Source organism: Knoellia sp. 3-2P3 (assembly GCF_029223115.1).
In the GTDB taxonomy this organism is placed as follows: Bacteria; Actinomycetota; Actinomycetes; order Actinomycetales; family Dermatophilaceae; genus Pedococcus_A.
Genome location: NZ_JARGZE010000001.1, coordinates 293,000 through 317,224, shown reverse-complemented (window position 1 = coordinate 317,224; position 24,225 = coordinate 293,000). Strand labels below are relative to the sequence as shown.

Here is a 24,225-nt window from a genome sequence, read left to right as displayed (position 1 = left end):
GAAAGACGATCCCCCGTGAGCGCACAGCAGCCGCACCCTGGCAGCCAGCACGTGCCAGCCCCGCTGACCGCCCCAGAGCCGGCTTCCGCGCGGGGCCACGGCCACGGCCACATGTTCACGATGCTTCTCATGTGTGTCCCGATGCTGCTGTTCGTCGGGGGGCTGGTCCTGACCGGCCGAGGCACCGGCGGTTCCATCCTCGGGGCTCTCCTGTGCGTCGGGATGATGGCGGCCATGATGGGAGTGCACGGCGGGCACGACCGGCGCTAGGCACTTGCTCGGCCCACCGGACGGCGGTCGCGGGAGGTGACGCCAATGGCAGCCACAACACGAGGACGGCGCCGCAGGGTGCCTCTGACGAGGCGGCTGCTGGCCGCCCGTCCGGTGCGCACAGCCGCAGGCGCCGTCGGTGTGGGGCTGGCCCTGATGCTCATGCTCCTGCTCAGCGGGCTCTGGGAAGGGGTCCAGCAACGGATCACCGTCTACGAGGATCACCTGGGCGCCGACCTCGTCGTGGTCCCGCCCGGCACCGAGAGCTTGTTCGCCGACCCGGGTGGCCTGCCGGTCGACGCGCTGGCCACTGTCCGCGGCATACCCGGGGTGGCCGCCGCCGACCCCATCCGCACGCTGTACCTGATCCTCGAGCTGCCCCACGGCAAGGCCGCGGTGGCCGCTGCCGCCAGCACCCCCGGCCGTCCTGGCGGCCCCTGGGCACTGGCCGCAGGCCACCCCCCGGGTGCGGATGACGAGGTCGCACTCGACGCCGTCTTCGCAGCGGAGCATGGCCTCGCCATCGGGGACCAGCTGCCCGTCCTCGGCCACACCATGAGGGTGGTCGCGCTGACCGACGACACCACCATGTTCATGACACCACTGCTCTTCACGACCACGGACGCGATGACCGGCATGCTGCGCGCCACCGGCACCACTGGGAGCGTCTTGGTGAGCCTGAGCCCGCACGCCGACCCGGTAGCGATCACCGGGCAGCTGACCCGGTCCGGGCTGACCGTGCGCACCCCGGCCCAGCTGCACGAGGCCGCGCTCACCCTCGCCACCCGGATCTACGGGTCCCCCGTGCGGCTCATGGTCGCCGTGGCCTTCGTCGCCGGGACGCTCATCGTCGCGCTCGTCGCGCACACGCGCGTCACCGAGCAACAGCGGGACCTCGGCATCCTCAAAGCGATGGGCGCCTCGCCGGGACGGCTGCGTCGCATCGCCGTCGGCGAGACCGCCGCCCTGACCGGGCTCGGGGCCTTGGCGGCAGTGTTGCTAATGGCCGTCGCTCGGCAGGTGATCTCCTGGTGGTGGCCCGCGTTCCCGGTGGCCGTCACCATGCCGACGGTGGTCGCCACCGCCGCCGCCGCTGTCGTGATGGCCCTGCTCGCTGCCTGGCTGCCCGCCCGCCGCCTGGCCCGCCTCGACCCGGCCACCGCCTTCCGGAGTCGGTGATGGGCGCCGCGACCCGCGACCCGCTCCGCCTCGGGACCGTCCCGGTGGGGCGCCGGTTCCTGTTCGCCGAGCGGCGCCGGGCCGCGCTGACGGTGCTCGGGGTTGCCGCATCTCTGCTGCTCGTCCTGCTGCTGGGTGGGATCTTCGCCGGCGCCATCGAGCGGGTCACCTTCTACATCCGCACCTCTCCGGCCTCGGTGTTCGTCTCGCAGGCCGGGGTGAAGACGATGCACATGAGCGCCTCCACCCTGCCAGCCGACACCGCTGACCGGCTCCGGTCGGTCCCCGGCGTCGCGTGGGTGTCCTCGATCGGGCTCGCCTCCGGCTCGGTCGCCGGGCCTCGTGGCCGACAGTTGACGTACCTGATCGGCTACGACCCCACGAGCGGGCGCGGTGGACCCGCCGTCCTCACGGCCGGCCGGACGCCCCGGACCGGCGAGGCCGTGCTGGACGAGCAGGCCGCGGACACGCTCGGCGTCGGCCTCGGCGACACGGTCACCGTGCTCGGCTCGCGGCTTCGGGTGGCGGGGCTCAGCACCGGCGGCTCCAGCATCACCAACACCACGGTGTTCACCACGGCCGAAGACTTCGCCGGCGTCCGCGGCAGTGCCCCAACCTCCTACGTCTTGCTCGGCGCGGAGCGTGGGCTCGAGCCGGACGTGCTGGCCGCCCGGGTCCGGGCCGCGCTGCCGCACGACACGGTGCAGACCAGGGAGCAGTTCGCCGCCTCGGAAGCGCGCATCGTGACCGACATGAGCGCCAACCTCCTCCGGTTGATGTCGACCATCGGACTGCTCATCGCGCTCGCGGTCATCGCGCTCGGCCTGATGACCGCCACCCTCAGCCGACTGCGCGACTTCGCGGTCCTCAAAGCCCTCGGGGCCAGCACCCTGCGGCTCGCCGGCGCGGTTGCCGTGCAAGTGTTGTGGACCGTCGCTCTCGCCGCCGTGGCCGCGGTCGTCCTCGGCCGCCTCCTCGCCTGGGCCCTTCCCCTCGTAGCGCCTGCCATCCAGATCCGCATCACCGCCGCCGCTGCCGTCCAGCTCGCTGCCGGCGCCCTCGTGGTCGGGCTCCTCGCCGCCCTGTGGCCGCTGCGCCGCATCGCCACGCTCGACGCCGCCACCGCCTTCCGGGAGTCCAGATGACCGCCACCACCGACCCCAGCCCAGCTGGAGCGAGCACCGGTCTCGCGCGCAACACCTTGCGGGTGCGCGGCCTGACCAAGACGTACGGGCACGGTTCCACCCAGGTCGCGGCCGTTCGCGACGTCGGCCTGGACGTGGCTGCGGGTGAGGTCCTCCTCGTCATGGGACCCAGCGGGTCGGGAAAGACCACATTGCTGCTCATGCTGGGGGCGCTGCTGCGGCCCACGGCCGGCTCGATCACGGTGACCAAGCGCGACGGCACTACCGTCGACGTGGCCGCCGAGCCCGAGAAGGCGCTGCCCGCCCTGCGGGCGCGCACGTTCGGGTTCATCTTCCAGGACTACGCGCTCCTCGACGCGCTCACCGCCACCGAGAACATCGCCGTCGCCACCAACCTGGCCGGCGCCACCGGAGCGGCTGCCACCGACCGCGCCCGCGCCCTGCTCGAGCGCGTCGGCCTCGCCCACCGGGCCGGGGCCCGGCCACTTCAACTGTCCGGTGGCGAGCAGCAACGCGTCGCCGTCGCCCGTGCCCTGGCCAACGACCCGCCCGTGCTGCTCGCCGACGAGCCCACCGCCAACCTCGACGCCTCCCGCGGCCGCGACCTCGCGCGGCTGCTGCGCCAGCTCGCCGACGACGACCAGCGCTGCGTCGTCATCGTCAGCCACGACGACCGCCTGCGAGTGGTCGCCGACCGCGTCCTGTGGCTGGAGGACGGACGGTTCAAGGCCATCACCACCCTGCCCCTCGACCCGGTGTGCCGGATGCCGGTCGAACCCACCGGTCCGCACCTGGACTGGGCCGACCGCACCTGGTGGTTCTGCTCCTCGGGCTGCCGGACCGAGTTCGCCGAGGACCCCGCGCGGTTCGTCACGGCACCACCCGACGACCCCGCAGCTGAGCAAGCGCAGCGATGACGACCGACCCCCACCGCACCATGATCCGGCCCACTCTCGGGTCCGCTGCCAGATGATCACCCGCATGGTCGACGGCAAGACGGCATCCAGCGGCTCACCCACGGCGCGCCGTCGAGGTCGGTGACAGGTCGGACGTGGGGTGGCTGCGCGGACGTGGTGCAGCGGATCCTGGCGACGGGACGCTTCCGGCCGACCCTGCGGTGCTCGAGGGGGGCGTCCTGCTGCTGGAGACCTCAGAGGAGCTCAGCCCGGCGCGCGAGTTCGGCTGGATCCTGCGGTCCCTCGGCGAGCGGGGGATGCTGGCCGCCGTGGACGCGGTGCTGGCCGCCCGCCCTCCCACACCCGCCCGCAGTGGATCCTTCCCCAGGGGGCACCGTGACCGTCGACTGCACGGGGCAGCGGGTCTGGGCCGACCACTCCTCAGTCCACGGCCAACGGCCATCTCTGGCAGGTCAGTGTCCTGGGCCGGTGACGACCTTCCTGCGCTCGGACTCGTGGGCTCCGCCTTTGCGCGCGAGAGTTGCGCAGGCCTCCTCGATGTCACGAGCGAGGGTGTCGACGTGCTCGCGGCTGAGGGTCTGCTTGACCAGGGCGCGCATGATCGTCACGTCCTGCGCGTTGGGGGGAAGGGTGTAGGCCGGGACCATCCAGCCGCGCTCGGCGGACAGCTGCCAGGCGATGTCGAACTCGTCGTAGCCGTGGTCGCGGGAGAGCTGGAACGCCACGAGCGGGAGCTGTTCCTCGTCTCGGCCGATCAGCTCGAACCGGCCCATGGCGGCCAGCTTGTCGGCCAGCAGGTGGGCGTTCGCCTGCATGTTGCGCATGATGTAGCTGTAGCCGGCGCGCCCGTAGCGGACGAGGTTGTAGTACTGCGCGAGCACCATCGCGGAACCGGTGGAGAAGTTCAGGGTGAAGGTGGCGTCGGTCTTGCCCAGGTAGTTCTCCTCGAAGACCAGGTCGGGGGCGAGGTCGGACTTCTCCCGGAAGACCAGCCAGCCGATGCCGGGGTAGACGAGGCCGAACTTGTGCCCTGAGACGTTGATGGAGTGCACCTGCTCGAGGCGGAAGTCCCAGGCCGAGTCGGGGTAGAGGAAGGGCCAGACGAAGCCACCGCTCGCCCCGTCGACGTGCAGGGGGATGTCGAGGCCACGCTCCTGCTTGACCTGCACCAGCAGGTCGTTGATCCCGACGATGTCGTCCTTGTGCCCGGTGAAGGTGGTCCCGAGGACAGCCGCGACCCCGATGGTGTTCTCGTCGACGTGAGGTCTGACGTCGTCGGGGCCGATGGTGTACTTGCCAGGCTGGAGCGGGACGACGCGGGGCTCCACGTCGAAGTAGCGGCAGAACTTCTCCCACACGACGTGGACGTCCCCGCCGAAGACGAGGTTGGGACTCGTCGTGGAGGCGCCGGACGCCTCGCGCCGCTTGCGCCAGTTCCACTTCAAGGAGAGCGCCCCGAGCATGATGGCCTCGGACGAACCCTGGGTGCGTGCTCCGGTGGTCTCGCCGGGTGCGTGGAAGAGGTCGGCCAGCATCCGTATGCAGCGCTGCTCGATCTCAGCGGTGCGGGGGTACTCGGCGTGGTCGATGAAGTTGCGGTGCTGGTTGGCGGCGATGACCCGCTGAGCTTCCGGCTCCATCCACGTCGTCACGAACGTGGCGAGGTTGCGCGCCGGGTCGCCTTCCAGCGCGAGGTCCTCGGCGACCATCCGCATCGCGTCGACCGCTGTCATGCCCGTGTCGGGGAACTCGTGGCTCGGCACCTCCCGGGTGGCGAAGCTGTTGCCGAAGAGGGCGGCAGCGGCGTTGAAGTCCAGATCGGTGGTCATGTGCGTGTCCTAGGGGTGTTGGGGGTGCAGCGGTGGCTGCGTGCGCACGAGCGCCTGTCGCCAGGCGGGGAACATCAGCGCGGCGCCGGCCAGGAAGCACACTGCGCCGAGGAGAGTGCCCGCCACGGCTACCCGCGTGCTCACCAGCTCGTCCGTGCTCGGGATGACGTAGCTGGCCAGTGCAGAGGCCATGAAGAGGACGGAGCCGACCATGTTCAGCCACGCGATGCGCCACGGCAGCGAGCGCGGGCGGGGGCTGAGGAGGCGGTCCGAGACGGCGAGCACGCCGAACGCGCTCGCAACGAGGAACAGCGTCGAACCGAACAGGTCCGGGCGCCAGACATACCGGTTCTCCTCCGCCGCGCTCGCGTTGTGGGTGAGGGCGGCGAGTGTGCTGATGTTGAAGAACACCGTTCCGGGGAACTGCGTGATCGCGGCGAGCCACGCGCGGTCATGGGGCAGCCAGTTCCAGAGCCTGACCGGTGCCCGCGACTCCTGGCCGGCCTCGTCGACGCCGGTCAACGCTGGGCTCTGGGCCTGCAGGAGCTGGGCGAGCGAAGCCGCCGTGAAGAAGATCGAACCCACGAAGTACGTGATCCCGTCCACGGGACCGCCGACGGCGTTGGCGTATGCCGGGACCGACCCGACGACGAAGCACGAGGACCCCACGACGAACAACCAGGCGATCAGCGCGTTGAGCAGGGCCGGCCGCACGGACATGCTGGCTCCTCTCGACGGCTCGACAGGCACCACCCTCCGACGCAGGCCGCTGCCAGCGGCTCATCCCTCGCGGGTGAGACGGCCCGCACCGGGCAGGACGCTGGTGAGGACGAACGCGACTGCCACGGCGACCACGACCTGCGGTGTCACCGCCACGCCGTCGACGCCGAGCAGCAGGGTCGCCAACAGCGTCGAGGTCAGGGGCAGCCGCAGCATGGCGCAGCACATGGCGCCGATGCCCATGCCGATCGCCGGCGCCAGGTCGAGGCCGGGCAGACCGCTCGCCGCAATGCCCAGCACAGCACCGATGAACATGGCGGGGAAGACCGGGCCGCCGCGGAACGCGCTCAGTGAAAGCCCGTAGGCCAGCATCTTGCACCCGGCGAGCAGGATCAGCGCGCCGACCGAGTAGCTGGAGGCCTGCGCGACCAGGTCGGGCAGTGCGTCCTGTCCGGAGAACAGCACCTCGCTGAAGCTGTTTCCCGAGATGAGCTGGTAGGTCATCGCCGTGAGACCGATGAGGAGGCCGAGGGCCGCGGTCGCCAGGACCCGGCTGGCGTGCACGATCGGGCGCAGGGAGAGCCCGACCCGGCGGATCACCCAGCCGAGCAGCGCTCCGGCTGCGCCTACCGGCACCGCCCACGCGAGGCTCGCCAGCGTCGGAGCCGTTGCCGGTGGCACGGTCGTGAGGGCCAACGAGAACGTGCCCAACCCGGTCCAGCTGTCCAGACCGACGAAGACCAGGGCGCCGATGCCGGAGGCGAGGAGGCCCGGCAGCGCGACGAGGGTGAGCGTCGCACCGGCGATCCCGGCAGCCTCCATGATCAGGAAGGCGCCCAGCAGCGGAGAGCCGAGCAGCGTGCTGATCGCAGCGAAGCTGCCCGCCGAGGCCATGATCGTCAGCGCCATCGGGGGCGCGTCCTTCCTCGCCAGGCGGACGGTGAGCGCTGCAAGGCCGCCGCCGACAGCGATCAGCGGAGCCTCGGGTCCGAGCACGGCTCCAAGGCTGAGCGTGGCGAAGGCGGCGAGGACGATGCCGGGCAGCTCTCTGTCTGCTGGTGGGCCCCCACCGGCGTGGAAGCCGAGGGCGGGCGAGTGGCCGCCGTTGCCGGGCAGGTGGCGGATGGTCAAGCCGGTCAGCAGTCCGCACAGCGCCAGCCAGGGCACCGGCCACCAGGCGGGCGTGCCCTCAGTGAAGACGTTGTTCGGCAGGTCCGTGAACAGGTACGTCTGGACTGCGGCCACCAGCGCCAGGAAGCCGTAGGCGGCGACGGAGATCGGGATGCCCAGGACGGCGGCGAGCAACAGCGCCGACAGGTACGGCTTGGAGCGCACGACGGCAGCGGGGTCCATGACCGGCTGCCCCGCCGGCGGTGACGGCACAGGGCCGCCCGGGCCCGGTGCCGCGGCATCGTGGGAGGCGTTGGGGTCGGTCACCGGATGTGCCTCCTCGCAGCAGAGCCCTCATCGACAACGTAGCGCCGTCTCTTGACGGCTGGGTCCGCTCGGTGACCTAGGGCCCTAGCGGCCGCCTCGCACGCCAGCCACGGTGGACTCCAGCGGGAGGGAGGGACCATGCCGACCAGCCGGGGCGAGCGGCTGCAGGGGCTCTACCTGCAGATGTGTCGGATCCGGTGGACCGAACAGGCGCTCGCCATACTGTGGCGCGACGGCCTGGTGTCGGGGGAGATGCACCTCGGCATCGGCGAGGAGGCCGTGGTGGCCGGCGTGGTGGCGAACCTCGACGAACGCGACGCCCTGGCTCTCGACTACCGGTCCACCCCAGCACTCGTCGCGCGCGGCGTGGACCTCACCGCGCTGCTCCTGGAGGTGCTGGGTTCCCCCGACGGCCTCTGCGGCGGCCGCGCCGGCCACATGCACCTGATGTCGCGCGCGCACCTGGCTGCGGCCTCGGGCATCGTCGGCGCATCCGGCCCGCTGGCGTGCGGGTTCGGCTTCGCCGAGCGCGCGAAGGGCGAGGGCGGCGTCGCGGTGGCCTTCTTCGGCGACGGCGCGGTCAACGAGGGGATGCTCATGGAGTCGCTCAACCTCGCCTCCGCCTGGCGCCTGCCCGTGGTCTTCGTGTGCAAGGACAACCGCTGGGCGGTGACCACGAGGTCCAGCGCCCTCACCGGTGGTGGGCTGCGGGGCCGCCTGGCGGCCTTCGGTATGCCGGTGGAGCGGGTGGACGGCCGCGACGTCGAGGCGGTGGCCCGAGCCGCCTCGAGCGCGGTGTTCCGGGCGCGGCGCGGCAGGGGGCCCGCGACGCTGCTGGCGACCTGCCCACGGCCCGAGGGGCACTTCCTCGGCGACCCGCTGGTGCGCCTTACCTCCGCCGTGAGTGAGCTCGCGACCGAGGTCGGCCCGCTGCTCGGCGAGCTGCGGACCCAGCCGGGAGCTCCCCTGCTGCACCGACTGGCCGCCCTCACCTCGATGGGCTCGAAGGCGGTTTCCGTGGCGGTGAGGCGTCCGGGCGACGCCAGCGACCCGGTGCGCCGGGCGGGCCGCAAGCTGCCCGCTGCCGCGGCGACCGAGCTGGCCGGCCAGGCCCGTCTCGAGGTGGAGACGGCGTTGCGTGAGGCGCTGGCCAGGGCGGTGCGCGATGGCTGACACGTCGTTCTCGGAGGCCGTCGAGCGGGCGCTCGCCCTGGCGATGGCCCGCGACCCACGGGTGGTGGTGATCGGTGAGGACGTGCGGATGCTGCGGCGCAACGCCTTCGTCCGCTTCGGCGGCGAGCGGGTGGTCGACAGCCCCATCAGCGAGTCGGCCCTGCTGGGAACGGCGCTCGGCGCCTCGATGGCGGGACTGCGCCCGGTCGTCGAGGTCATGTTCGTCGACTTCATCGGCGTCGCGCTCGACCAGCTGCTCAACCACGCCGCCAAGCTGGAGGCCTTCAGTGGCGGCCGCTGGCAGGCGCCCCTGGTGGTCCGTGCCGCCTGCGGCGGTGGCTACGGGGATGCCGGCCAGCACGAGCAGGCGTTGTGGGGACTGCTCGCGGGCATCCCGGGCCTGTCGGTGGTCGTCCCGTCAACACCCGCGGACGCCGCGGGCCTGCTCCTGTCGGCGCTCGCGGCCCCCGGCCCGGTCGTGTTCCTGGAGCACAAGCTCCTGTCGGAGCAGTGGCTGGACTACGTCGGCGGCGCCAGCAGGGCGGGCGTCGAGTTCGACGTGCCCGCCGCCGGCGTTCACGGCGAGGTTGCCCGCGAGCCCGCGCCCGTGCCGCTGGGAGTGGCTGCCCTGCGGCGACGAGGCACCGATCTGGTGATGGTGTCGCTGGGGGTGGGGGTGCATCGCTGCGTCGAGGCGGCGGACCGCCTTGCAGCCGAGGGGCTCTCGGCGGCCGTCCTCGACCTGCGCAGCGTGGCGCCTCTGGACTCGGAGGCGGTGCTCGACCTCGCAGCCCGCACGCGGCGGGTCCTCGTCGTCGACGAGGACTACACGCGCGGTGGGCTGTCGGGGGAGGTCGCGGCCCTGCTCGGCGAGCACGGCGTGCAGTCCGCCTACGCCCGGGTCACCACCGAGGAGACGATCCCCTACGCGCGCGACCTGGAGGACGCCGTGCTGCCCAACGTCGACCGCATCATGGCCGCGGCCCACTTCCTGCTGGCAAGCCGTCCGGGGAGAGGGGGTTGACGTGGACACCGTCCTCGCCGTGCTGCTCGTTGTGAACGGCGTCGGCATCGTGGCCTACTGGCTGGACTTCTTCCTGCGGGGCACGGTCCAGACGGTGCCAGACGAGTGGTACCTGCGCTTCGAGCGAGCCTTTCCCGTGGCAGACGGATGGAATGCCGCGTGCTCACTCGTCACCGCCGTCGGGTTGTTCAGCGGCGCCGCCTACGCCACCGTCTTCGGGCTCCTTACGGCGGGCGCGCTGGTCTTCCTCGGGTTGATGGACCTCACGTTCAACCTGCAGAACGGGTTGTTCCGGTTGCTGCCCGGCTCGGGCCAGATGTGGGTCGAGGTCGTCATCATCGCCTGGTGTCTCGTCCTGGGGGGTGTCCTCGCGGTCTACTTCGGCTCCCGCGTGGTGTGAGCGCCTCCGCTCGTGCGGTGTGACGTCCGGACCCGCGCGTCGAAGTACGCGAACCATGCCTCCCGCGCCAGGCCGGTCGTGCGCGCGACCACCTGGCCCTGCCAGTCGGGCGTGATGAGGAAGCGACCCCGCTCCATGCCGTGGACGATGCTGGCCGCCACGCGCTCGGGCGTGAAGGGCTTGATGGCGCCCGAGATGGCGAACGTCTCCGGTGGCTTGAACAGGTTCTCGTACGCCAGCTGCGGCGTGTCGGTGTCCGGCGGGCAGACGCAGCCGACGTGGATTCCCTTGGGGCGCAGCTCGACCCGCAGCACCTCGAGCAGGCCGCGCACGGCGAACTTGGGCGGCGAGTAGGCCGAGTAGCCGAACACCCCGACCAGCCCGGCCGTCGACGAGATGCCGACGACGCTGCCACGCCCGTGCTCGACCATCGCGGGCACCACTGCCCGCACGGCATACAGGGTGCCGAAGTAGTCGATCTCCATGGTGCGCCGGAAGATGCTGTCGTCGAGCTGCTCGAAGTAGCCGGGGTGGGCGATGCCGGCGCAGGTCAGCAGCACGTCGCACGGCCCCAGGGCCCCGGTGGCGCGGGCGACCGCCGATGCCACGGAGCCCTCGTCGGCCACGTCGGTGGGGAGCGCGACGTGCCCGACGCCGAGTGAGGCCAACTCGTCCGCCGTCGCGGCGAGGTCGCCGTCGTCGAGGGCCAGCACCGAGACGGTGGACCCGAGGCGGGCGACCTGGCGGACGAACGCCCGCCCGATGCCGCTCGACCCTCCCGTCACCAGGACGTGCGCATCGCGCCAGCGCTCGACCCGCGGTGCCTTGCCGCGCGGGAACGGGTCGCCACGCCGATTCCGGGTCACTCCTGCACGCTAGGCGCGCCGGGCAGGTGGGCGCAGGGGGCCAAGGTCCCGGTGACTGCCGGGCCGTCGAAGGACGGCGAGGGCTCCGCAAGCAGGGGAGCCCGACGGTCGTTTTGTCCGGATTGCCCAGAACTTGCGCAACTTCTGCGGCAGATGCGTAACTTCCGCGTCAGTCCCCCGTTGAGGTGGTCACCGAACTTGACCAGTTCCTGACCAAGGGGAGACCAGACCATGACCAGCACGCCCGACACGCACCGCACCTCCACCAGCACCGGCGCCGCCCTCCTCGCCGCGACCCGGCCGCTCGGGCGGATCGCGCTCAGCTGCGGCCTCGCCGGCACCCTGGGTGTGGGGGTGGCGTCCGCGGCCGTCGCCGGCGGGCAGCCCGACAAGCCCGGCCACGCCTCGACCAGCGGCAAGCCTGCTGCCCGCGGCGGCGACGCCGAGCGAGGCGCCCCGCAGCCGGCCGCCGAGCGGAGCGCGGAGCAGTCCACCGCCCAGCGGCCCGAGTCGCAGCAGGCCACCGAGCGTCCCTCCTCGCGGCCCGCAGCCGAGCGCGGGTCGACCCAGCGGGCCCAGGACCCCGCCGGCAACAACGGCACCATCAAGGTCGACGGCGCCGCGTGGGACGCCCGCGTCGACAACGAGCCGCACCCCTCGTGCGCCTTCCGGGTGACCTTCTTCGGCTTCGACGAGGGGCAGACCGCCGACATCACCGTGACCGGCATCGCGCCCACCGGGGGTGGCGCGCTGCTGCACGAGACGGCCGTCCCCACCAGCGACGACCCGGCAGGCGGAGCCGCGCAGGACTTCGACGGTGCGACCCGCGTCTACACGGCGGAGGACCTCGGTCTCGACGCGGTCGCCCCGCACCCCCAGCAGGGCTACCACCTCAAGGTCGCCGTCGACTCCCTCGAGGCACCCGGCGGTGCCAAGCAGAAGGTGCTCTGGCTCGAGCCCTGCGAGGACCAGGCTCCCGTCACCCAGCCCGAAAGCCAGCCCGAGCCCCAGCCCGAGACCGGCGAGTTCCGGGAGGGTGGCGCGAGGCCGTCCGTCCCGGCTACCGGTTCGCAGCCCGAGGTGCCCGAGCAGCCCGAGGAGGCGGCCACCTCGCCGGAGGCGCGCACCTCCGAGGTGAGTCCCGCTGCCCCGGCCGTGGCGGCCTACCGCGAGGCGTCCGCGCCGGCCGCGGACCGCGCCTCCTCGGCAATGCCTCTGCGTCCGACCCAGCAGGCCAGCGCCCTGCCGGTTGGCCTGGCCTTCACCGGTGCCGGTGGTCTGGGCCTGATGGCCCTCCTCGGTGCCGGTGCCACGGCGGCCGGTGCCGGACTCCAGGTGGCTCGTCGCCGCGCCGGCTCCCACGCTGGCTGAGCGGGCTCAGCCTCGACGACACCGGGCGCGGCGCCGTCTCGGCGTCACCCCCGGTGTCGTCCCAGGGCTCCGGCGAAGGACGAGATGGAGCCCAGCGAGGGCAGGAGAGCAGCCTGGTACGCGTGGTAGACGTCCGGCCTGCCCTGCCACACCGAGGCGGACGGCCGGTTGTGCTGGTCGAGCTCGTGGCGCCAGGACCCGCCTTCGAGGTCGATGAGGTGTCGGTTCGCGTAGTCCCACCACGTGGCGTACCAGCGCCGGTAGGCCTCCTCTCCGGTGGTGTCCCAGAGCGTGTATGCCGCGGCGATGGCCTCGGTGACGACCCAGTGCAGCCGGATGCGCACCACCGGTGAGCCGGCGAAGTCGGTCGTGTAGACGAAGCCCGCGGCGCCGTCGACGTCCCAGCCGACGTCCACCGCGGTGGCGAACAGCGCTCGAGCGGCCTCGAGCATCCATGACGGCGCCTGTGGCCCCAGCGCGTGGCGCAGGTGCAGGGTGAGCCGAGCCCACTCCAGGAGGTGGCCCACCGTGGCGCCGAACGGCCGGAAGGGGTGGGCCGGCTCGGCCCGGTTGAAGTCCAGCACGGGCTCCCAGCTCGGGGTGTAGTGCTCCGGGAGCAGCCAGCCGTGGCTGCGCGCCTGCTCGTGCACGAGGCGCTCGGTGACACGGGAGGCCCGATCGAGCCAGGTGCGGTCGCCGGTGACGTCGTGCACGGCGAGCATCGCCTCGACACCGTGCATGTTGGCGTTGGCCCCCCGGTAGGGCTCGAGCCGGTCCCACCCGCGGGACCAGACGTCGACCGCCATCCCCTCCTCGTCCGACCAGAAGTGGGTGTCGAACACCTCCCGGGCACGGTCCAGCAGCCGCTCACCGCGGGGGTGTCCCGCCGCCACGGCACCGGCCGCGGCCAGCAGCACGAAGGCGTGCTCGTAGGCGCGCTTCTCGTCGGTGACGGCCTCGCCCGGCCCCACCGCGGCATACCAGCCGTCGTGCTCGGTGTCGTGCAGCGTGGTCTCGAGCGTGCGCACGCCGTGGTCGAGGACGGGCTCCGCGGCGTCCCGCCCCGTCAGCACCTCGAGCGCGGCGACGTGCGTCATGCGGCAGGAGATCCAGGCCTCCACGGGGCGCGTCGGGTCGACGTGGCCGGTGTCGTCGAGCCACCCGAAGCCGCCGTCCGGCAGCACCGCCGCCGCCCCGAAGCGCCACAGCCGGTCGCGCTCGGCGGCAAGCCACTCCTGGTGCTCGGTGCTTGGGGGCTCCGAGAACCGGCCCTCGCCGCGGGGGGTGGTGTCGTCAGGAGGCGAGTAGGGCATTGACCTGCTCCGGGTCGTAGACGTGCGAGAGGACGAGGCGGCAGAGGCCCACGGTCGCGGCCTCCTCACCAAGGGTGCCCACGCTGACCGTGACCTCGTCGGCGATTCGGGCGATGGTGTGTCGGTGGATCTGCTGGGAGACCTGCTGGGCCACCAGGGGATGGCGTCCGAGGATGCCGCCCAGCACGACCCGGCTGGGGTTGACGAACTGCACCGTGTTGCTCAGGGTCCGGCCCAGCAGGGCCGCCGCCTCACGGACCGCCTTCGTCACCTCGCGATCGCCGTGGTCGAGCCGGAGGACGATGTCGTCGAGGGTGCGAACGCCGGTGCCGCGCAGGTCACGCAGCAGCGCGCGGCCGGAGACGTGCGCGGCCAGGCAGCCGCGTCGCCCGCACCGACAGCGGGGCCCGTTGCTGGTGATGCGGATGTGCCCGATGTCGCCAGCGGCACCGGAGGAGCCACGGAGCGCATGGCCGTCGACCACCACGCCCGCACCGATGCCCGAGGCGTACTTGACCCCGAGGAGGATGTCGGAGCCCTCCGAGTCCTCTCCCGGGACGTACTCGCCCAGGGTGATCGCCCGCGCGTCGTTCTCCACGAGGATCGGCGCGCGCCACCTCCGGGTGAACTGGTCGGCCAGGGGGTAGGTCTCCCACCCCGGCATGGTGGTCGTCGGCCAGCGCGTGCCGGTGCCCGTCTGCACCGGGGCGGGCAGCCCCATGCCGACGCCCACCACGCCCCGCCCCGGAAAGCGTTGCAGGAGAACGCGACTGCGCTCGATCAGCTCGGGCACCAGCTCGTCCGGTCGCCGGGTCACGTCGACGGGGAACGTCTCGTGGGCGAGCGTCTCGGCGCCGAGGGAGCAGACCGACAGCCGGCAGTGGGTCTGCCCGACGTCGAGGATGAGCAGCACCCGGGTGCGGTCGTCGAACCGCAGCACCTGGGCCGGTCGTCCGCCGGTCGACGAGAGCTGGCCGGCTTCGTAGACCAGGCCGGCCCGGGCCAGCTGGTCCAGCCGCTCCACCAGCGTCGTGCGCGACATCCCGGTGAGCTCCAGCAGCTGGGCCCTCGTGGTGCCGTCGAGCGCCCTGATCAGGCGCAGCAGGTGGCCGGGCGACGTGCCGGCCGTCGGCGTCTCGGACACACTCACGCAGAACCTCCCCTATGACTCAGCCCTTGACACTACCGGCATCGCTGCCATTATGTTCATCAACCGCACAAAAGTCCTCCAATGTGGATGCAATCCCCCCAAGGCAGCCGTCGCAGGAGACCCCATCATGTCGGATTCCCTTTTCGCGCAACCATTCTCGCGTCGCACGGCACTGCAGCTGGGATTGGGCGCGGCCGCTCTCCCCTTCCTCGCCTCGTGCTCCGGAGCCAGCACCTCCGGCGGGGGTGACTTCACCTTCCTGTCCACCCAGTTCACGCCGGTGGAGGAGAAGCAGCGGTTCGAGAAGATCCTCGCCGACCACGTCAAGGACGTGAAGGTCTCCTACAACTCGATGGCCGTCGGCGACTTCACCACCCAGGTGAAGACGCAGGTGTCCGCCGGGAAGGTCGGCATCGGCATGGTCGGAGGGCTCCACGGCGACCTCGCGCCGCTCGCCGACAACCTCGAGGACGTCAGCGACCTGGCGGGCGAGATGTCGGGGGCGGGCATCCCGGACGAGCTCTGGGACCTCAGCAAGCTCGGTGGCGGTCAGAACAAGTACATCCCCTGGATGCAGGCGACCTACGTCGTCGGGGTGAACAAGGCGGCACTGGAGCACCTGCCGTCCGGCGCCGACGTCAACACCCTGACCTACGACCAGTACCTCGACTGGGCGATCGCCGGCCGGAAGGCGACCGGCAAGCCGATCGTCGGTTTCCCGGCCGGCTCCAAGGGGCTCTACCACCGGTGGTTCCAGGGCTTCCTCCTCCCGAGCTTCACGGGCGGACTCATCACGACCTTCACCTCGCCCGAGGCCGTCGACGCCTGGAAGTACATGGCCGAGCTGTGGAAGAACATGAACCCCGCCTCGACCAACTACGACAACCTCCAGGAGCCCATGGCGCGTGGTGAGGTGCTCGTCGGGTGGGACCACGTCGCTCGGCTCGTGGACGCCCCGAAGGACAAGCCTGACGACTGGGTCATGGTGCCCTCGCCGACTGGACCCAAGGGGCTCGGCTACATGCTGGTGGTCGCCGGCTACGGCGTCCCCAAGGGCGCCGACAAGGAGAAGGCCGCGACCGTCATCAAGGCCCTCAGCAAGCCGGAGACCCAGCTCGAGGTCCTGCGGCAGAACGCCTTCTTCCCCGTCGTGGAGGCCACCGTGCCCGACGACCTGCCACCGGCCGTCAAGCTCGAGTCCACGGCCGTCAAGGGGACGCAAGAGTCGCCCAAGGCCATCATCTCCCTGCCGCCCGTGGGCCTCGGCGCCAAGGACGGCGAGGTCTCGCAGGTCTTCAAGGACTGCTTCACCCAGATCTGCAAGGAGGGCGCGGACCCGGCCAAGGTGCTGCCCGCCCAGGCCAAGACGCTCCAGGGCATCCTCGACGAGGCCAAGGTGCCCTGCTGGGCGCCGGACCCGGTGACGGCGGGCGAGACCTGCAAGGTGGTCTGAGGTGTCCGCCCCCGCCACTCGCGCGAGGCGCACGGGAAGGGTCCCCCCGGCATACCTGCTGATCGCGCCGTCGGTGGTCTTCATGGCGCTGCTGTTCGGGTGGCCCATGGTCGCCGGCATCCAGCAGGCGTTCGTCGGCCCCGACGGACCGACCACCGCCTACGTGCAGCGGATGACGGCCGACCCGGCGTTCTGGTCGGCCGTGCGCAACACCCTGCTTCTCATCGTCGTGCTGCTGCCGCTGCAGTTCCTCCTGGCCCTGGTGATGGCGTTCCTGCTGCAGGCCAGGCCGCGGGGCCACGCGTTCTACTTCTACCTGTGGGCGATCCCACTGGCGGTCTCGGACCTCGCCGCCGGCCTGGTGTGGCTCTCGATCTTCACCGACCGCGGCTACCTCAACTCGCTGCTCGACACGCTCGGCCTCGGCACCGTCTCCTGGCTGTCGTACGAGAACTACGGGTCGATGTTCGTGGCGATCCTCGTGGCCGAGCTGTGGCGCGCGACGTCCCTGGTGCTCGTGATCGTGATCTCCGGGATGCAGGGCATCCCCAAGGACTACGACGAGGCCGCCAACGTCTTCGGCGCCTCGTACCTCCAACGCCTCCGGCACGTCTGGCTGCCACTGCTCAAGCCCAGCCTGCAGGTGGCCCTCATCCTGCGGACGATCCTGGCGTTCCAGACCTTCGCCGTGGCCCAGGCGCTGACCGGCCAGGACTTCCCGGTGCTGGTGGGGGAGACGTACCGGTGGTACACCGCCCTGCAGAACCCCAACGTCGCCTCCGCCATCGCGATGGTCGTCATGGCCGTGTCGATGGTCACCGCCGTCATCTACCTCAAGACCCTGAAGGACAGCTCGGCCGGGGGGCGGTCATGAGCCAGCGAGAAGCCCCGGCCCGTCCGCAGGCCTCACGCCCCGCCCTCGCGGTCGACACGGCACCGCTGCGTGCGCTGCGTCGGCGGAGGGTCCTCGTCCAGGTCGCGTGCCTGGCGGTGACGGCCTTCATGACCATCCCGGTCTACCTCATCGCGCTCGCGGCGTTCTCGTCGCGGTCGGCCCTCAACGAGTTCCCGCTGAGGTTCCTGCCGACGGCCTTCTCCACCGAGACGATGAGCACGTTCCTCAGCTCCACCGGCGTGCTGGCAGGCCTCATCAACTCGATCATGGTGGGCCTGCTGACCCTGGTGGTGTCGTTCCTCATCGGGGTGCCGGCCGGCTACGCCATCGCGAGGTTCGCCTTCCGCGGCCGCGACAACTACCAGCTCTTCCTGCTGTTCACCCGGGCGCTGCCGATCGTCGTGCTGTCGGTGCCCCTGGCCCAGCTCTTCCTCAGCACCGGGGTCTACGACACACCGCTGGCGGTGACCCTGCTGCACAGCGCCCTGGCCCTTCCGACGACGATCCTGCTGACCTCGGCGGTGTTCCTCGCCGTCCCCGTCGACGCGGAGGAGGCCGCCCGCATCTTCGGCTGCACCCCGGTCGGGGCCTTCACCCGCGTCGTGCTCCCGCTGGCCCTGCCCGGCATCGCGGCCGCCTCGATCTTCACGTTCGTCATGAGCTGGAACGAGGTGCTCGGCGCGACCATCCTGACGCTGAACCAGCGCACGCTGCCGGCGCAGGTGCTGTCCTCCCTGTCCGACTCGCCGCTGGCCTACCGGTTCGCGGGCGGCTTCTTCCTCATCATCCCGGCGATCGTCTTCATCGCGGTCATGCGCCGGTACCTGCTCAACATGTGGGGCACGACGATCCGATGACCACGCCGAATCCGCACCGGACGAAAGCGAGCCACCGCCATGGCTGAGATCACCATCCAGAACCTGGCCAAGACCTACCCGGGCTCGACCGAGCGAGCCACCGACGACGTGTCGCTGCACGTCGACGACGGCGAGTTCATGGTGCTGCTGGGGCCCTCCGGCTGCGGCAAGACCACCCTGCTGCGCATGGTCGCCGGCCTGGAGCTCCCCGACGAGGGGTCCATCCACATCGGGGGACGGGACGTCACCTACCTCCCGCCCAACAAGCGCAACCTGTCGATGGTGTTCCAGTCGTATGCCGTCTTCCCCCACCGCCGCGTCCGCAACAACATCGCCTTCGGGCTGGCGATGGCCAAGATGCCCAAGGCCGAGATCGAGAAGAAGGTGGCGTGGGCGGCGGACCTGCTGCAGCTCGGCCCCTACCTCGACCGCTTCCCGGCCCAGCTCTCCGGCGGGCAGCGCCAGCGCGTGGCGGTCGCCCGGGCCATCGTGATGGATGCCGACGTGCTGCTGATGGACGAGCCGCTGTCGAACCTCGATGCCCTGCTGCGGCTGAGCTTCCGCGCCGAGCTGAAGCGGATCGTCGAGCAGATCGGCACCACCACGCTCTACGTCACCCACGACCAGGTGGAGGCGCTCTCGCTCGGCGACCGGATCGCCGTGATGAGGACCGGCCAGATCGCCCAGCTCGGCAAGCCGATCGAGGTCTACGACCACCCGGCGGACACGTTCGTCGGCGGGTTCATCGGCTCGCCCCCGATGAACTTCCTCGACGCGAGATCAGACGCCGGCGTCGACGGCGGCACCCTCACGGTGGGCGACACCAAGGTCCCGGGGCCCGCGGGCCTGCCCGACGGGCCGGTTCGTCTCGGGATCCGCGCCGAGGCGATCTCGGTGGTGGACCCGCAGACCGAGGGTGCCGTTCCGGCACGGATCGACGTGGTCGAGCCGCTCGGCGCGGCAACCCTGCTGACGGTCCACGTCGGTGAGCAGGAGATCAAGGTGCAGGTGCCACCGGAGGTGGAGGTGGCGCACGGCCAGACCGTCAACCTCTCCTTCGCCCCGCGGTCGATGCGGTTCTACGACCCCGAGACCGGGATGGGGCTGGACCTGCGATGACCGACCGGCGCGCTGACCTGCACGTCGACGAGCTCGACCGGACCGCACGACGGGTGCTGGCTCAGAACGACCTGGGGACGATGGTCGCCGCCGCTCCCAGGCTCTACCCGCACCAGTGGTCCTGGGACGCCGCCTTCATCTCGGTCGGTCTGGCGAGGGTCTCCGTCTCCCGGGCCGTCACCGAGCTGCGCAGCCTGCTGGCCGCACAGTGGAGCACCGGGATGATCCCCCACATCGTCTTCTCGCCCGGGACGACCTACTTCCCCGGTCCGGATGTGTGGGGCACCGACCGGGCCCCGGCCAAGCCCGCGGGCGTGCAGACCAGCGGGATCTGCCAGCCACCGGTCCACGCCATCGCGCTCGCCCGCATCCTGCAGATCGCGACCGACGAGGGTGGGCCGGCGCAGGAGGAGGCGCGGGCCTTCGCTGCGGAGGCCGTGCCCCGGCTGGCCGCCTGGCACCGCTGGCTGTCGACCGCCCGGGACCCCGACGGGCAGGGGTTGGTGCAGATCCACCACGGGTGGGAGTCGGGCATGGACAACTCCCCGCGCTGGGACTCCGCCTACGCAGCGATCACGGTCGCCCAGGAGCAGGAGCTGCGGCGCCACGACACCGCGCTCGTCGCCGACGTCTCCGAGCGGCCGTCGGATGCCGAGTACCAGCGCTACCTCCACCTCGTCGCCCAGATGCGGTCCGTCGACTACGACGACAGCCGCATCGCGGAGGTCATCGACTTCCGGGTGGGCGACGTCTTCATGACGGCGATCCTCGCCGTCGCTGCAGAAGAGCTCACCACTGTCGGGCGCGACCTCGGAATGGAGGAGGAGGTGGCCGACCAGATGGACATCGCTGCACGAGCCCGGGCAGCGGTGCTCGCCAGCGTCGCGCCCGACAGTGGTCTCTGCCGTGACTGGGACGCCCGCGCGGGCTCCTGGACGGACGCGGAGTCGCTCGCCTCGTTCTCCGTGTTGCTCTGTGGTGGCGACGACGAGGTCCGGGCCCGGCAGCGCGAGACCATCACCGGCCCGCGCTGGGCCGGCCACCCCCGGCTGCGGTTCGCCCTGCCGCCGACGCTGTCACCCGACGACCCCGGCTTCAGGCCCCGCACCTACTGGCGGGGCCCGATCTGGCCGGTCATGAACTGGCTCTTCTGGTGGGCCCTCGAACGCCACGGGGACACGGAGCTCGCCGAGCGGTGGCGGTCGGAGGGGCTGGCCCAGCTCGCCGACCTCACCTGCGCGGAGTACTACGAGCCCCTGACGGGCGACCCCCTGGGCAGCCACGACCAGTCGTGGACCGCGGCCGCCGCCTTGGACTGGCTCGCCGCGGGCCGATGAGCCGCACCGCCGCCACACCGGTGGACACTCCCGTCAACCTCCGAGACCACCCCGGCACCAGCGTGCCCCGCCCCCTGCGTTTCGCCATCGCCGGCGCCGGCGCCCGGGGCATGGCCTACGCCCGCCACCTCCAGGCGTCGGCGGGTCGCGCCGTGGTCACTGCCGTGGCCGAGCCGCGACCAGAGGTCCGGGCCGCCATCGCGGCGGAGCACGGCATCGAGGACGCCCAGCAGTTCGCATGCTGGGAGGAGCTCGCCGCCGCCCCCCGGACCTGTGACGCGGTCGTCATCTCCGTGCAGGACCGCGACCACCGCGCCGCGGCGACCGCCTTCGCCGAGGCGGGTTACGACATCCTCCTCGAGAAGCCCATGGCCCCGACCGAGGCCGAGTGCTGGCAGATCGTCGAGGCCTGCGAGAAGGCAGGTGTCTTCCTCGGCGTGTGCCACGTGCTCCGGTACACCCCCTACACCCAGCTCATCCGGCGCCTGATCGACGCCGGCACCATCGGCGACATCGTCAACGTGCAGCACCTCGAGCCGATCGGTTCGTGGCACTTCGCGCACTCCTACGTGAGGGGCAGCTGGCGCAGCACACAGGTCGCGGCTCCGGTGCTGCTGACGAAGTCCTCGCACGACATCGACTGGCTGAGCTACGTCATCGACCGCCCGGCGCGGCGCGTGGTGTCGTTCGGCTCGCTCAACCACTTCCGCCCGGACCAGGCGCCGGAGGGTGCCGCGGAGCGGTGCGTCGACTGCCCCGTCGAGCCCTCCTGCCCCTACTCCGCCGTGCGGATCTACCGCAGGGGGCTCGACCCGGCAGCCCGCGAGAGCTACTTCACCGCGGTCGTCGCGCCGGAGATGACCGCCGAGGCACTCGACCGGGCACTGCGGCAGGGACCGTACGGGCGGTGCGTGTACGCGGGCGACAACGACGTCTGCGACCACCAGATCGTCGGCATCGACTACGAGGACGGGTTGACGGCCGGCTTCTCGCTGTCGGCGTTCACCCCTGTCGAGAACCGGCACACCCGGATCTTCGGCACCCGGGGCCAGATCACCACCAACGGCAACAGCGTCTGGGTCCACGACTTCCTGACCCAGGAGACGACCGAGCACCCGGTGGCCGTGGCCGGTGCGTCCGCGGGGGAGGGGCACGCCGGTGGTGACGCCGCGATGATCGCGGCCTTCGTCCGCGCGCTCGCCGATGGCGACCCCTCGGCCTTCAGCTCCGACGGCAGGACCAGCCTGATGACCCACTCGATCGTCTTCGCGGCGGAGCGTTCGCGGGTCAGTGGCGCGGTCGTGGACGTCTGAGCCCGTCATGGCCGCACCGGTTGCCGCGCCGGCCCGCATCGTGGTGGCGCCGGACTCGTTCAAGGGCTCGGTCACCGCGGCGCAGGCGGCTGCCGCGATCGCCCGCGGCGTGCGGAGCGTCCTGCCCGACGTCCCTGTCGTCGAGCACCCCATCGCCGACGGCGGCGAGGGGACCGTGGACGCCGTCGTCCGCGCAGGCCTGCGTCGTGTGGAGACGACGGTGACCGCTCCTCTGGGTGACCGCGTCCGGGCTTCGTACGCGGTGGGCGACGAGGGCGCCGTGGTGGAGCTGGCAGCCGCGGCGGGGCTGGGGTGCCTGCCGGTGCCCGGACCGACCCGGCACACGGCCCGATCCGCCACGACCCGCGGTGTGGGAGAGCTCGTCCGGCACGCCCTCGACGGCGGGGTGCGGCACGTGACGGTCGCCATCGGTGGCAGCGCCACGACCGACGGCGGGGCGGGGCTGCTCGCCGGACTGGGTGCCCGTGTGACGTCCGCCGATGGCACGGACCTGACCCCGGGAGGGGCGGCCCTGCTCGACGTGGCCTCTCTCGGGCTCGGCGGGCTCGACCCCCGCCTGCGCGAGACCGAGGTGGTGGTGGCCTGCGACGTGGACAACCCGTTGCTGGGTCCCCATGGTGCGGCCGCGGTCTACGCCCCGCAGAAGGGAGCCTCGCCGGAGGACGTCGAGCTGCTGGAGCGAGCGCTGCGGCGGTGGGCGGAGGTGGTCTCCGCGGCGACGGGCTGCGACCTGCGCGACCTCCCCGGTGCCGGGGCAGCCGGTGGCGTCGGGTTCGCCCTGGCAGCCGTCCTGGGTGCCGACCTGCGCCCCGGAACGCCGATCCTCCTGCACGCCACCGGTTTCCGTCAGCACCTCGGTCCCGGCGTGCTCGTCGTCGTCGGTGAGGGCTCGCTCGACGAGCAGAGCCTGCGGGGCAAGGGACCGGTGGCGACGGCACGCATCGCTCGGGACGCCGGGGCGCGGGCGGTGGCTGTGGCGGGCCGGGCGGCCGTGACCCCCGCGCAGGCCGCCACCGCCGGCATCGAGGCCGTGTGGACCCTGATGGACCTCGAGCCCGATCCGGCCCGGTGCATGGCTGAGGCGCCACGGCTGCTCGAGGAGACCGGGCGCCGCCTGGCGCTGTGGTGGCGGTCGTCCGTCCCGACCTGAGAGCTACTCCTCGCCGGCGTGGGGAGCCGGCGGCCGCGCCGGCGTCAGCGTCACCGTGAACCGCCGGCCGTGGACCTCCTCCGGCTCGATGCGCACCACCCTCGGCTTCGGCCCGCGGTGCCAGGGTTGGAGGGGCAGGTCCAGCGCCTCGAGGGACTCGTGCAGCCGCGCCACCTCACGGGCCCGGCCCTTGATGACGACGCTCCACGCGACCGCGCCCTCCTGCCCGATGCCGTCGACCTCGTAGGCGACGTCGTGCCCCACCGCCCCCGCGAGCTTGGTGCCCTCGGCCGTGCGGAAGACGAGCGTCCCCTGGTCGACCACGTGGTTCAGCGGGAAGATCTCCGGCTTGCCGTCGACCACCACCGCGAGCCGGCCCACCGGCACCGAGCGCACCAGGGACCACGACTCCGACACCGTCAGGTGCTCCATCGGGGCAAGCGACTCGTCCATGGCTACCTCCCAGCGGGGCGCGACACCGCGCCCACACGCCAAGTCTGCCCACGGCATGCGTGAGCCGGCAGGGGCCAACGGCCCGTATGCCGCCGCCGCGCCGGCGCGCGCCCCGGTCCGCGGTCGTCCGGGGTGGTCAGGGGGTCCTTGGTCCCCCCGGCTGGTGCCCTAGTCCCCTGAACCGTGCCGGCGCCGCGGGGGAACCTGAGAGTGCTGAAGTGGCAAGAACACCTAGGAGGGACAAGCCATGAGCACCAAGCACCGGAGCCAATCGGGTACCCGACTACCGGACCCCAACTTCGTCCACCCTGAGGTCATCGCACCCGAGACCGCTTCCGGCAAGGCGCTGCGCTACGTGAACGCAGCCATCCGCCTGAGCATCGGCTGGGTGTTCGCGTGGGCCTTCATCGACAAGCTGTTCGGCCTCGGCTTCGCGACGCCGACCGAGCGTGCCTGGATCAACGGCGGCAGCCCCACGACCGGCTTCCTGAAGGGCGCCGAGGGCACCTTCAAGGACTTCTTCAACGGCATGGCCGGACAGGCGTGGGCCGACTGGCTGTTCATGGCCGGCCTGGCAGGCATCGGCCTGGCCCTCCTCCTCGGCATCGGGATGCGGATCGCGGCCGCCACCGGCTCGCTGCTCCTCGTCCTCATGTGGGCCGCGGAGCTACCGCTGGCCAACAACCCCTTCATGGACGACCACCTCGTCTACGCGATGGTGCTCGTGGCCCTCGCCCTCGCCGGCGCAGGCCGCACACTGGGACTGGGCGCCAAGTGGGAGCAGCTGTCCTTCGTGCAGAAGAACGGCTGGCTGAAGTAGCGACATACATGAC

Annotated in this window: 23 protein-coding genes; 16 read left to right on the top strand and 7 right to left on the bottom strand. The window is 71.8% G+C overall.

The genetic code is table 11. The features are described 5' to 3' along the window. Positions 1–129 precede the first annotated feature (129 nt). The 4 genes from P0Y31_RS01510 to P0Y31_RS01495 all read left to right on the top strand — a co-directional run bounded on the left by P0Y31_RS01510 (position 130) and on the right by P0Y31_RS01495 (position 3,511). Positions 130–270 carry a hypothetical protein gene (locus P0Y31_RS01510; protein ID WP_275866311.1) on the top strand — a complete coding sequence of 47 codons (141 nt, stop codon included), beginning with the start codon at positions 130–132 and terminating at the stop codon, positions 268–270. A gap of 78 nt (positions 271–348) precedes the next feature. Continuing rightward, positions 349–1,449 (top strand): ABC transporter permease, encoded by a 1,101-nt coding sequence (locus P0Y31_RS01505; protein WP_275866310.1) that lies wholly within the window; start codon positions 349–351, stop codon positions 1,447–1,449. Next, positions 1,449–2,594 carry an ABC transporter permease gene (locus P0Y31_RS01500; protein WP_275866309.1) on the top strand — a complete coding sequence of 382 codons (1,146 nt, stop codon included), beginning with the start codon at positions 1,449–1,451 and terminating at the stop codon, positions 2,592–2,594. Before P0Y31_RS01505 ends, P0Y31_RS01500 begins: the two co-directional genes overlap by 1 nt. Continuing rightward, positions 2,591–3,511, top strand: a complete 921-nt coding sequence (locus P0Y31_RS01495; protein WP_275866308.1) for an ATP-binding cassette domain-containing protein — start codon at positions 2,591–2,593, stop codon at positions 3,509–3,511. The genes P0Y31_RS01500 and P0Y31_RS01495 overlap by 4 nt, the downstream gene beginning before the upstream one ends. Positions 3,512–3,963: 452 nt before the next feature. Here the strand turns inward: P0Y31_RS01495 and P0Y31_RS01490 are convergent, their stop codons facing one another. Genes P0Y31_RS01490 through P0Y31_RS01480 form a run of 3 tightly spaced genes read right to left on the bottom strand, consistent with a single transcriptional unit; the run spans position 3,964 to position 7,497 of the window. Next, the gene (locus P0Y31_RS01490) at positions 3,964–5,340 is read right to left on the bottom strand and encodes a glutamate decarboxylase (RefSeq protein ID WP_275866307.1); all 1,377 of its coding nucleotides are present in this window, start codon (positions 5,338–5,340) and stop codon (positions 3,964–3,966) included. Between the two features lie 9 nt (positions 5,341–5,349). Next, entirely contained in the window at positions 5,350–6,060 is a 711-nt protein-coding gene (locus P0Y31_RS01485; protein ID WP_275866306.1) for a hypothetical protein, read from the bottom strand. A gap of 60 nt (positions 6,061–6,120) precedes the next feature. Continuing rightward, on the bottom strand, positions 6,121–7,497 hold the full coding sequence (locus P0Y31_RS01480; protein ID WP_275866305.1) for a chloride channel protein: 1,377 nt from the start codon (positions 7,495–7,497) through the stop codon (positions 6,121–6,123). 138 nt (positions 7,498–7,635) lie between these two features. Between P0Y31_RS01480 and P0Y31_RS01475 the strand changes: the two genes are divergently transcribed. The 3 genes from P0Y31_RS01475 to P0Y31_RS01465 are packed head-to-tail and all read left to right on the top strand — an operon-like array spanning position 7,636 to position 10,094. After that, complete coding sequence (locus tag P0Y31_RS01475) at positions 7,636–8,670, top strand: thiamine pyrophosphate-dependent dehydrogenase E1 component subunit alpha (protein WP_275866304.1); 1,035 nt, start codon at positions 7,636–7,638, stop codon at positions 8,668–8,670. Next, positions 8,663–9,694: a transketolase C-terminal domain-containing protein gene (locus P0Y31_RS01470; RefSeq protein ID WP_275866303.1), complete on the top strand. Its 1,032-nt coding sequence runs from the start codon at positions 8,663–8,665 to the stop codon at positions 9,692–9,694. Before P0Y31_RS01475 ends, P0Y31_RS01470 begins: the two co-directional genes overlap by 8 nt. A 1-nt stretch (position 9,695) precedes the next feature. After that, entirely contained in the window at positions 9,696–10,094 is a 399-nt protein-coding gene (locus P0Y31_RS01465; protein ID WP_275866302.1) for a hypothetical protein, read from the top strand. Here the strand turns inward: P0Y31_RS01465 and P0Y31_RS01460 are convergent. Further along, entirely contained in the window at positions 10,070–10,960 is an 891-nt protein-coding gene (locus tag P0Y31_RS01460; RefSeq protein ID WP_275866301.1) for an SDR family oxidoreductase, read from the bottom strand. The genes P0Y31_RS01465 and P0Y31_RS01460 overlap by 25 nt on opposite strands. 231 nt (positions 10,961–11,191) lie before the next feature. Here P0Y31_RS01460 and P0Y31_RS01455 point away from each other — a divergent pair, with 231 nt between their 5' ends. Further along, positions 11,192–12,331 (top strand): hypothetical protein, encoded by a 1,140-nt coding sequence (locus tag P0Y31_RS01455; RefSeq protein ID WP_275866300.1) that lies wholly within the window; start codon positions 11,192–11,194, stop codon positions 12,329–12,331. A 44-nt stretch (positions 12,332–12,375) separates the two neighbouring features. Here P0Y31_RS01455 and P0Y31_RS01450 read toward each other — a convergent pair whose 3' ends face one another. Both P0Y31_RS01450 and P0Y31_RS01445 read right to left on the bottom strand, forming a co-directional pair. Beyond that, a complete protein-coding gene (locus tag P0Y31_RS01450) occupies positions 12,376–13,644 on the bottom strand; it encodes an AGE family epimerase/isomerase (RefSeq protein ID WP_275866299.1) in 1,269 nt (422 codons plus the stop codon). Beyond that, complete coding sequence (locus P0Y31_RS01445) at positions 13,625–14,794, bottom strand: ROK family protein (RefSeq protein WP_275866298.1); 1,170 nt, start codon at positions 14,792–14,794, stop codon at positions 13,625–13,627. Before P0Y31_RS01445 ends, P0Y31_RS01450 begins: the two co-directional genes overlap by 20 nt. A 127-nt stretch (positions 14,795–14,921) precedes the next feature. On the opposite strand from P0Y31_RS01445, the gene P0Y31_RS01440 reads away from it, so the two are divergent. The 7 genes from P0Y31_RS01440 to P0Y31_RS01410 are packed head-to-tail and all read left to right on the top strand — an operon-like array spanning position 14,922 to position 22,939. Next, a complete protein-coding gene (locus tag P0Y31_RS01440; RefSeq protein ID WP_275866297.1) occupies positions 14,922–16,247 on the top strand; it encodes an ABC transporter substrate-binding protein in 1,326 nt (441 codons plus the stop codon). Position 16,248: 1 nt separating this feature from the next. Continuing rightward, positions 16,249–17,121 carry a sugar ABC transporter permease gene (locus P0Y31_RS01435; RefSeq protein WP_275866296.1) on the top strand — a complete coding sequence of 291 codons (873 nt, stop codon included), beginning with the start codon at positions 16,249–16,251 and terminating at the stop codon, positions 17,119–17,121. After that, the gene (locus P0Y31_RS01430; RefSeq protein ID WP_275866295.1) at positions 17,118–17,999 is read left to right on the top strand and encodes a carbohydrate ABC transporter permease; all 882 of its coding nucleotides are present in this window, start codon (positions 17,118–17,120) and stop codon (positions 17,997–17,999) included. Before P0Y31_RS01435 ends, P0Y31_RS01430 begins: the two co-directional genes overlap by 4 nt. A gap of 39 nt (positions 18,000–18,038) precedes the next feature. Then, entirely contained in the window at positions 18,039–19,118 is a 1,080-nt protein-coding gene (locus P0Y31_RS01425; RefSeq protein ID WP_275866294.1) for an ABC transporter ATP-binding protein, read from the top strand. Beyond that, positions 19,115–20,455, top strand: coding sequence for a glycogen debranching protein (locus P0Y31_RS01420; RefSeq protein WP_275866293.1), 1,341 nt, complete (start codon positions 19,115–19,117; stop codon positions 20,453–20,455). The genes P0Y31_RS01425 and P0Y31_RS01420 overlap by 4 nt, the downstream gene beginning before the upstream one ends. Beyond that, the gene (locus tag P0Y31_RS01415; RefSeq protein WP_275866292.1) at positions 20,452–21,768 is read left to right on the top strand and encodes a Gfo/Idh/MocA family oxidoreductase; all 1,317 of its coding nucleotides are present in this window, start codon (positions 20,452–20,454) and stop codon (positions 21,766–21,768) included. Before P0Y31_RS01420 ends, P0Y31_RS01415 begins: the two co-directional genes overlap by 4 nt. A 7-nt stretch (positions 21,769–21,775) precedes the next feature. Continuing rightward, positions 21,776–22,939: a glycerate kinase gene (locus P0Y31_RS01410; protein WP_275866291.1), complete on the top strand. Its 1,164-nt coding sequence runs from the start codon at positions 21,776–21,778 to the stop codon at positions 22,937–22,939. Positions 22,940–22,942: 3 nt separating this feature from the next. Here the strand turns inward: P0Y31_RS01410 and P0Y31_RS01405 are convergent, their stop codons facing one another. After that, entirely contained in the window at positions 22,943–23,392 is a 450-nt protein-coding gene (locus P0Y31_RS01405; protein ID WP_275866290.1) for a pyridoxamine 5'-phosphate oxidase family protein, read from the bottom strand. A gap of 247 nt (positions 23,393–23,639) precedes the next feature. Here P0Y31_RS01405 and P0Y31_RS01400 point away from each other — a divergent pair, with 247 nt between their 5' ends. Next, positions 23,640–24,212, top strand: coding sequence for a hypothetical protein (locus P0Y31_RS01400; protein WP_275866289.1), 573 nt, complete (start codon positions 23,640–23,642; stop codon positions 24,210–24,212). The last annotated feature ends 13 nt before the right edge of the window (positions 24,213–24,225 follow it).

What these genes read in the sequence shown, in the direction of transcription:
- P0Y31_RS01450 (WP_275866299.1), bottom strand. Translation starts at nt 13,644, where the DNA reads ATGCCCTACTCGCCTCCTGACGACACCACCCCCCGCGGCGAGGGCCGG.
- P0Y31_RS01485 (WP_275866306.1), bottom strand. Translation starts at nt 6,060, where the DNA reads ATGTCCGTGCGGCCGGCCCTGCTCAACGCGCTGATCGCCTGGTTGTTC.
- P0Y31_RS01420 (WP_275866293.1), top strand. Translation starts at nt 19,115, where the DNA reads ATGACCGACCGGCGCGCTGACCTGCACGTCGACGAGCTCGACCGGACC.
- P0Y31_RS01430 (WP_275866295.1), top strand. Translation starts at nt 17,118, where the DNA reads ATGAGCCAGCGAGAAGCCCCGGCCCGTCCGCAGGCCTCACGCCCCGCC.
- P0Y31_RS01475 (WP_275866304.1), top strand. Translation starts at nt 7,636, where the DNA reads ATGCCGACCAGCCGGGGCGAGCGGCTGCAGGGGCTCTACCTGCAGATG.
- P0Y31_RS01415 (WP_275866292.1), top strand. Translation starts at nt 20,452, where the DNA reads ATGAGCCGCACCGCCGCCACACCGGTGGACACTCCCGTCAACCTCCGA.
- P0Y31_RS01490 (WP_275866307.1), bottom strand. Translation starts at nt 5,340, where the DNA reads ATGACCACCGATCTGGACTTCAACGCCGCTGCCGCCCTCTTCGGCAAC.
- P0Y31_RS01400 (WP_275866289.1), top strand. Translation starts at nt 23,640, where the DNA reads ATGAGCACCAAGCACCGGAGCCAATCGGGTACCCGACTACCGGACCCC.
- P0Y31_RS01405 (WP_275866290.1), bottom strand. Translation starts at nt 23,392, where the DNA reads ATGGACGAGTCGCTTGCCCCGATGGAGCACCTGACGGTGTCGGAGTCG.
- P0Y31_RS01470 (WP_275866303.1), top strand. Translation starts at nt 8,663, where the DNA reads ATGGCTGACACGTCGTTCTCGGAGGCCGTCGAGCGGGCGCTCGCCCTG.
- P0Y31_RS01425 (WP_275866294.1), top strand. Translation starts at nt 18,039, where the DNA reads ATGGCTGAGATCACCATCCAGAACCTGGCCAAGACCTACCCGGGCTCG.
- P0Y31_RS01510 (WP_275866311.1), top strand. Translation starts at nt 130, where the DNA reads ATGTGTGTCCCGATGCTGCTGTTCGTCGGGGGGCTGGTCCTGACCGGC.
- P0Y31_RS01500 (WP_275866309.1), top strand. Translation starts at nt 1,449, where the DNA reads ATGGGCGCCGCGACCCGCGACCCGCTCCGCCTCGGGACCGTCCCGGTG.
- P0Y31_RS01410 (WP_275866291.1), top strand. Translation starts at nt 21,776, where the DNA reads ATGGCCGCACCGGTTGCCGCGCCGGCCCGCATCGTGGTGGCGCCGGAC.
- P0Y31_RS01440 (WP_275866297.1), top strand. Translation starts at nt 14,922, where the DNA reads ATGTCGGATTCCCTTTTCGCGCAACCATTCTCGCGTCGCACGGCACTG.
- P0Y31_RS01455 (WP_275866300.1), top strand. Translation starts at nt 11,192, where the DNA reads ATGACCAGCACGCCCGACACGCACCGCACCTCCACCAGCACCGGCGCC.
- P0Y31_RS01495 (WP_275866308.1), top strand. Translation starts at nt 2,591, where the DNA reads ATGACCGCCACCACCGACCCCAGCCCAGCTGGAGCGAGCACCGGTCTC.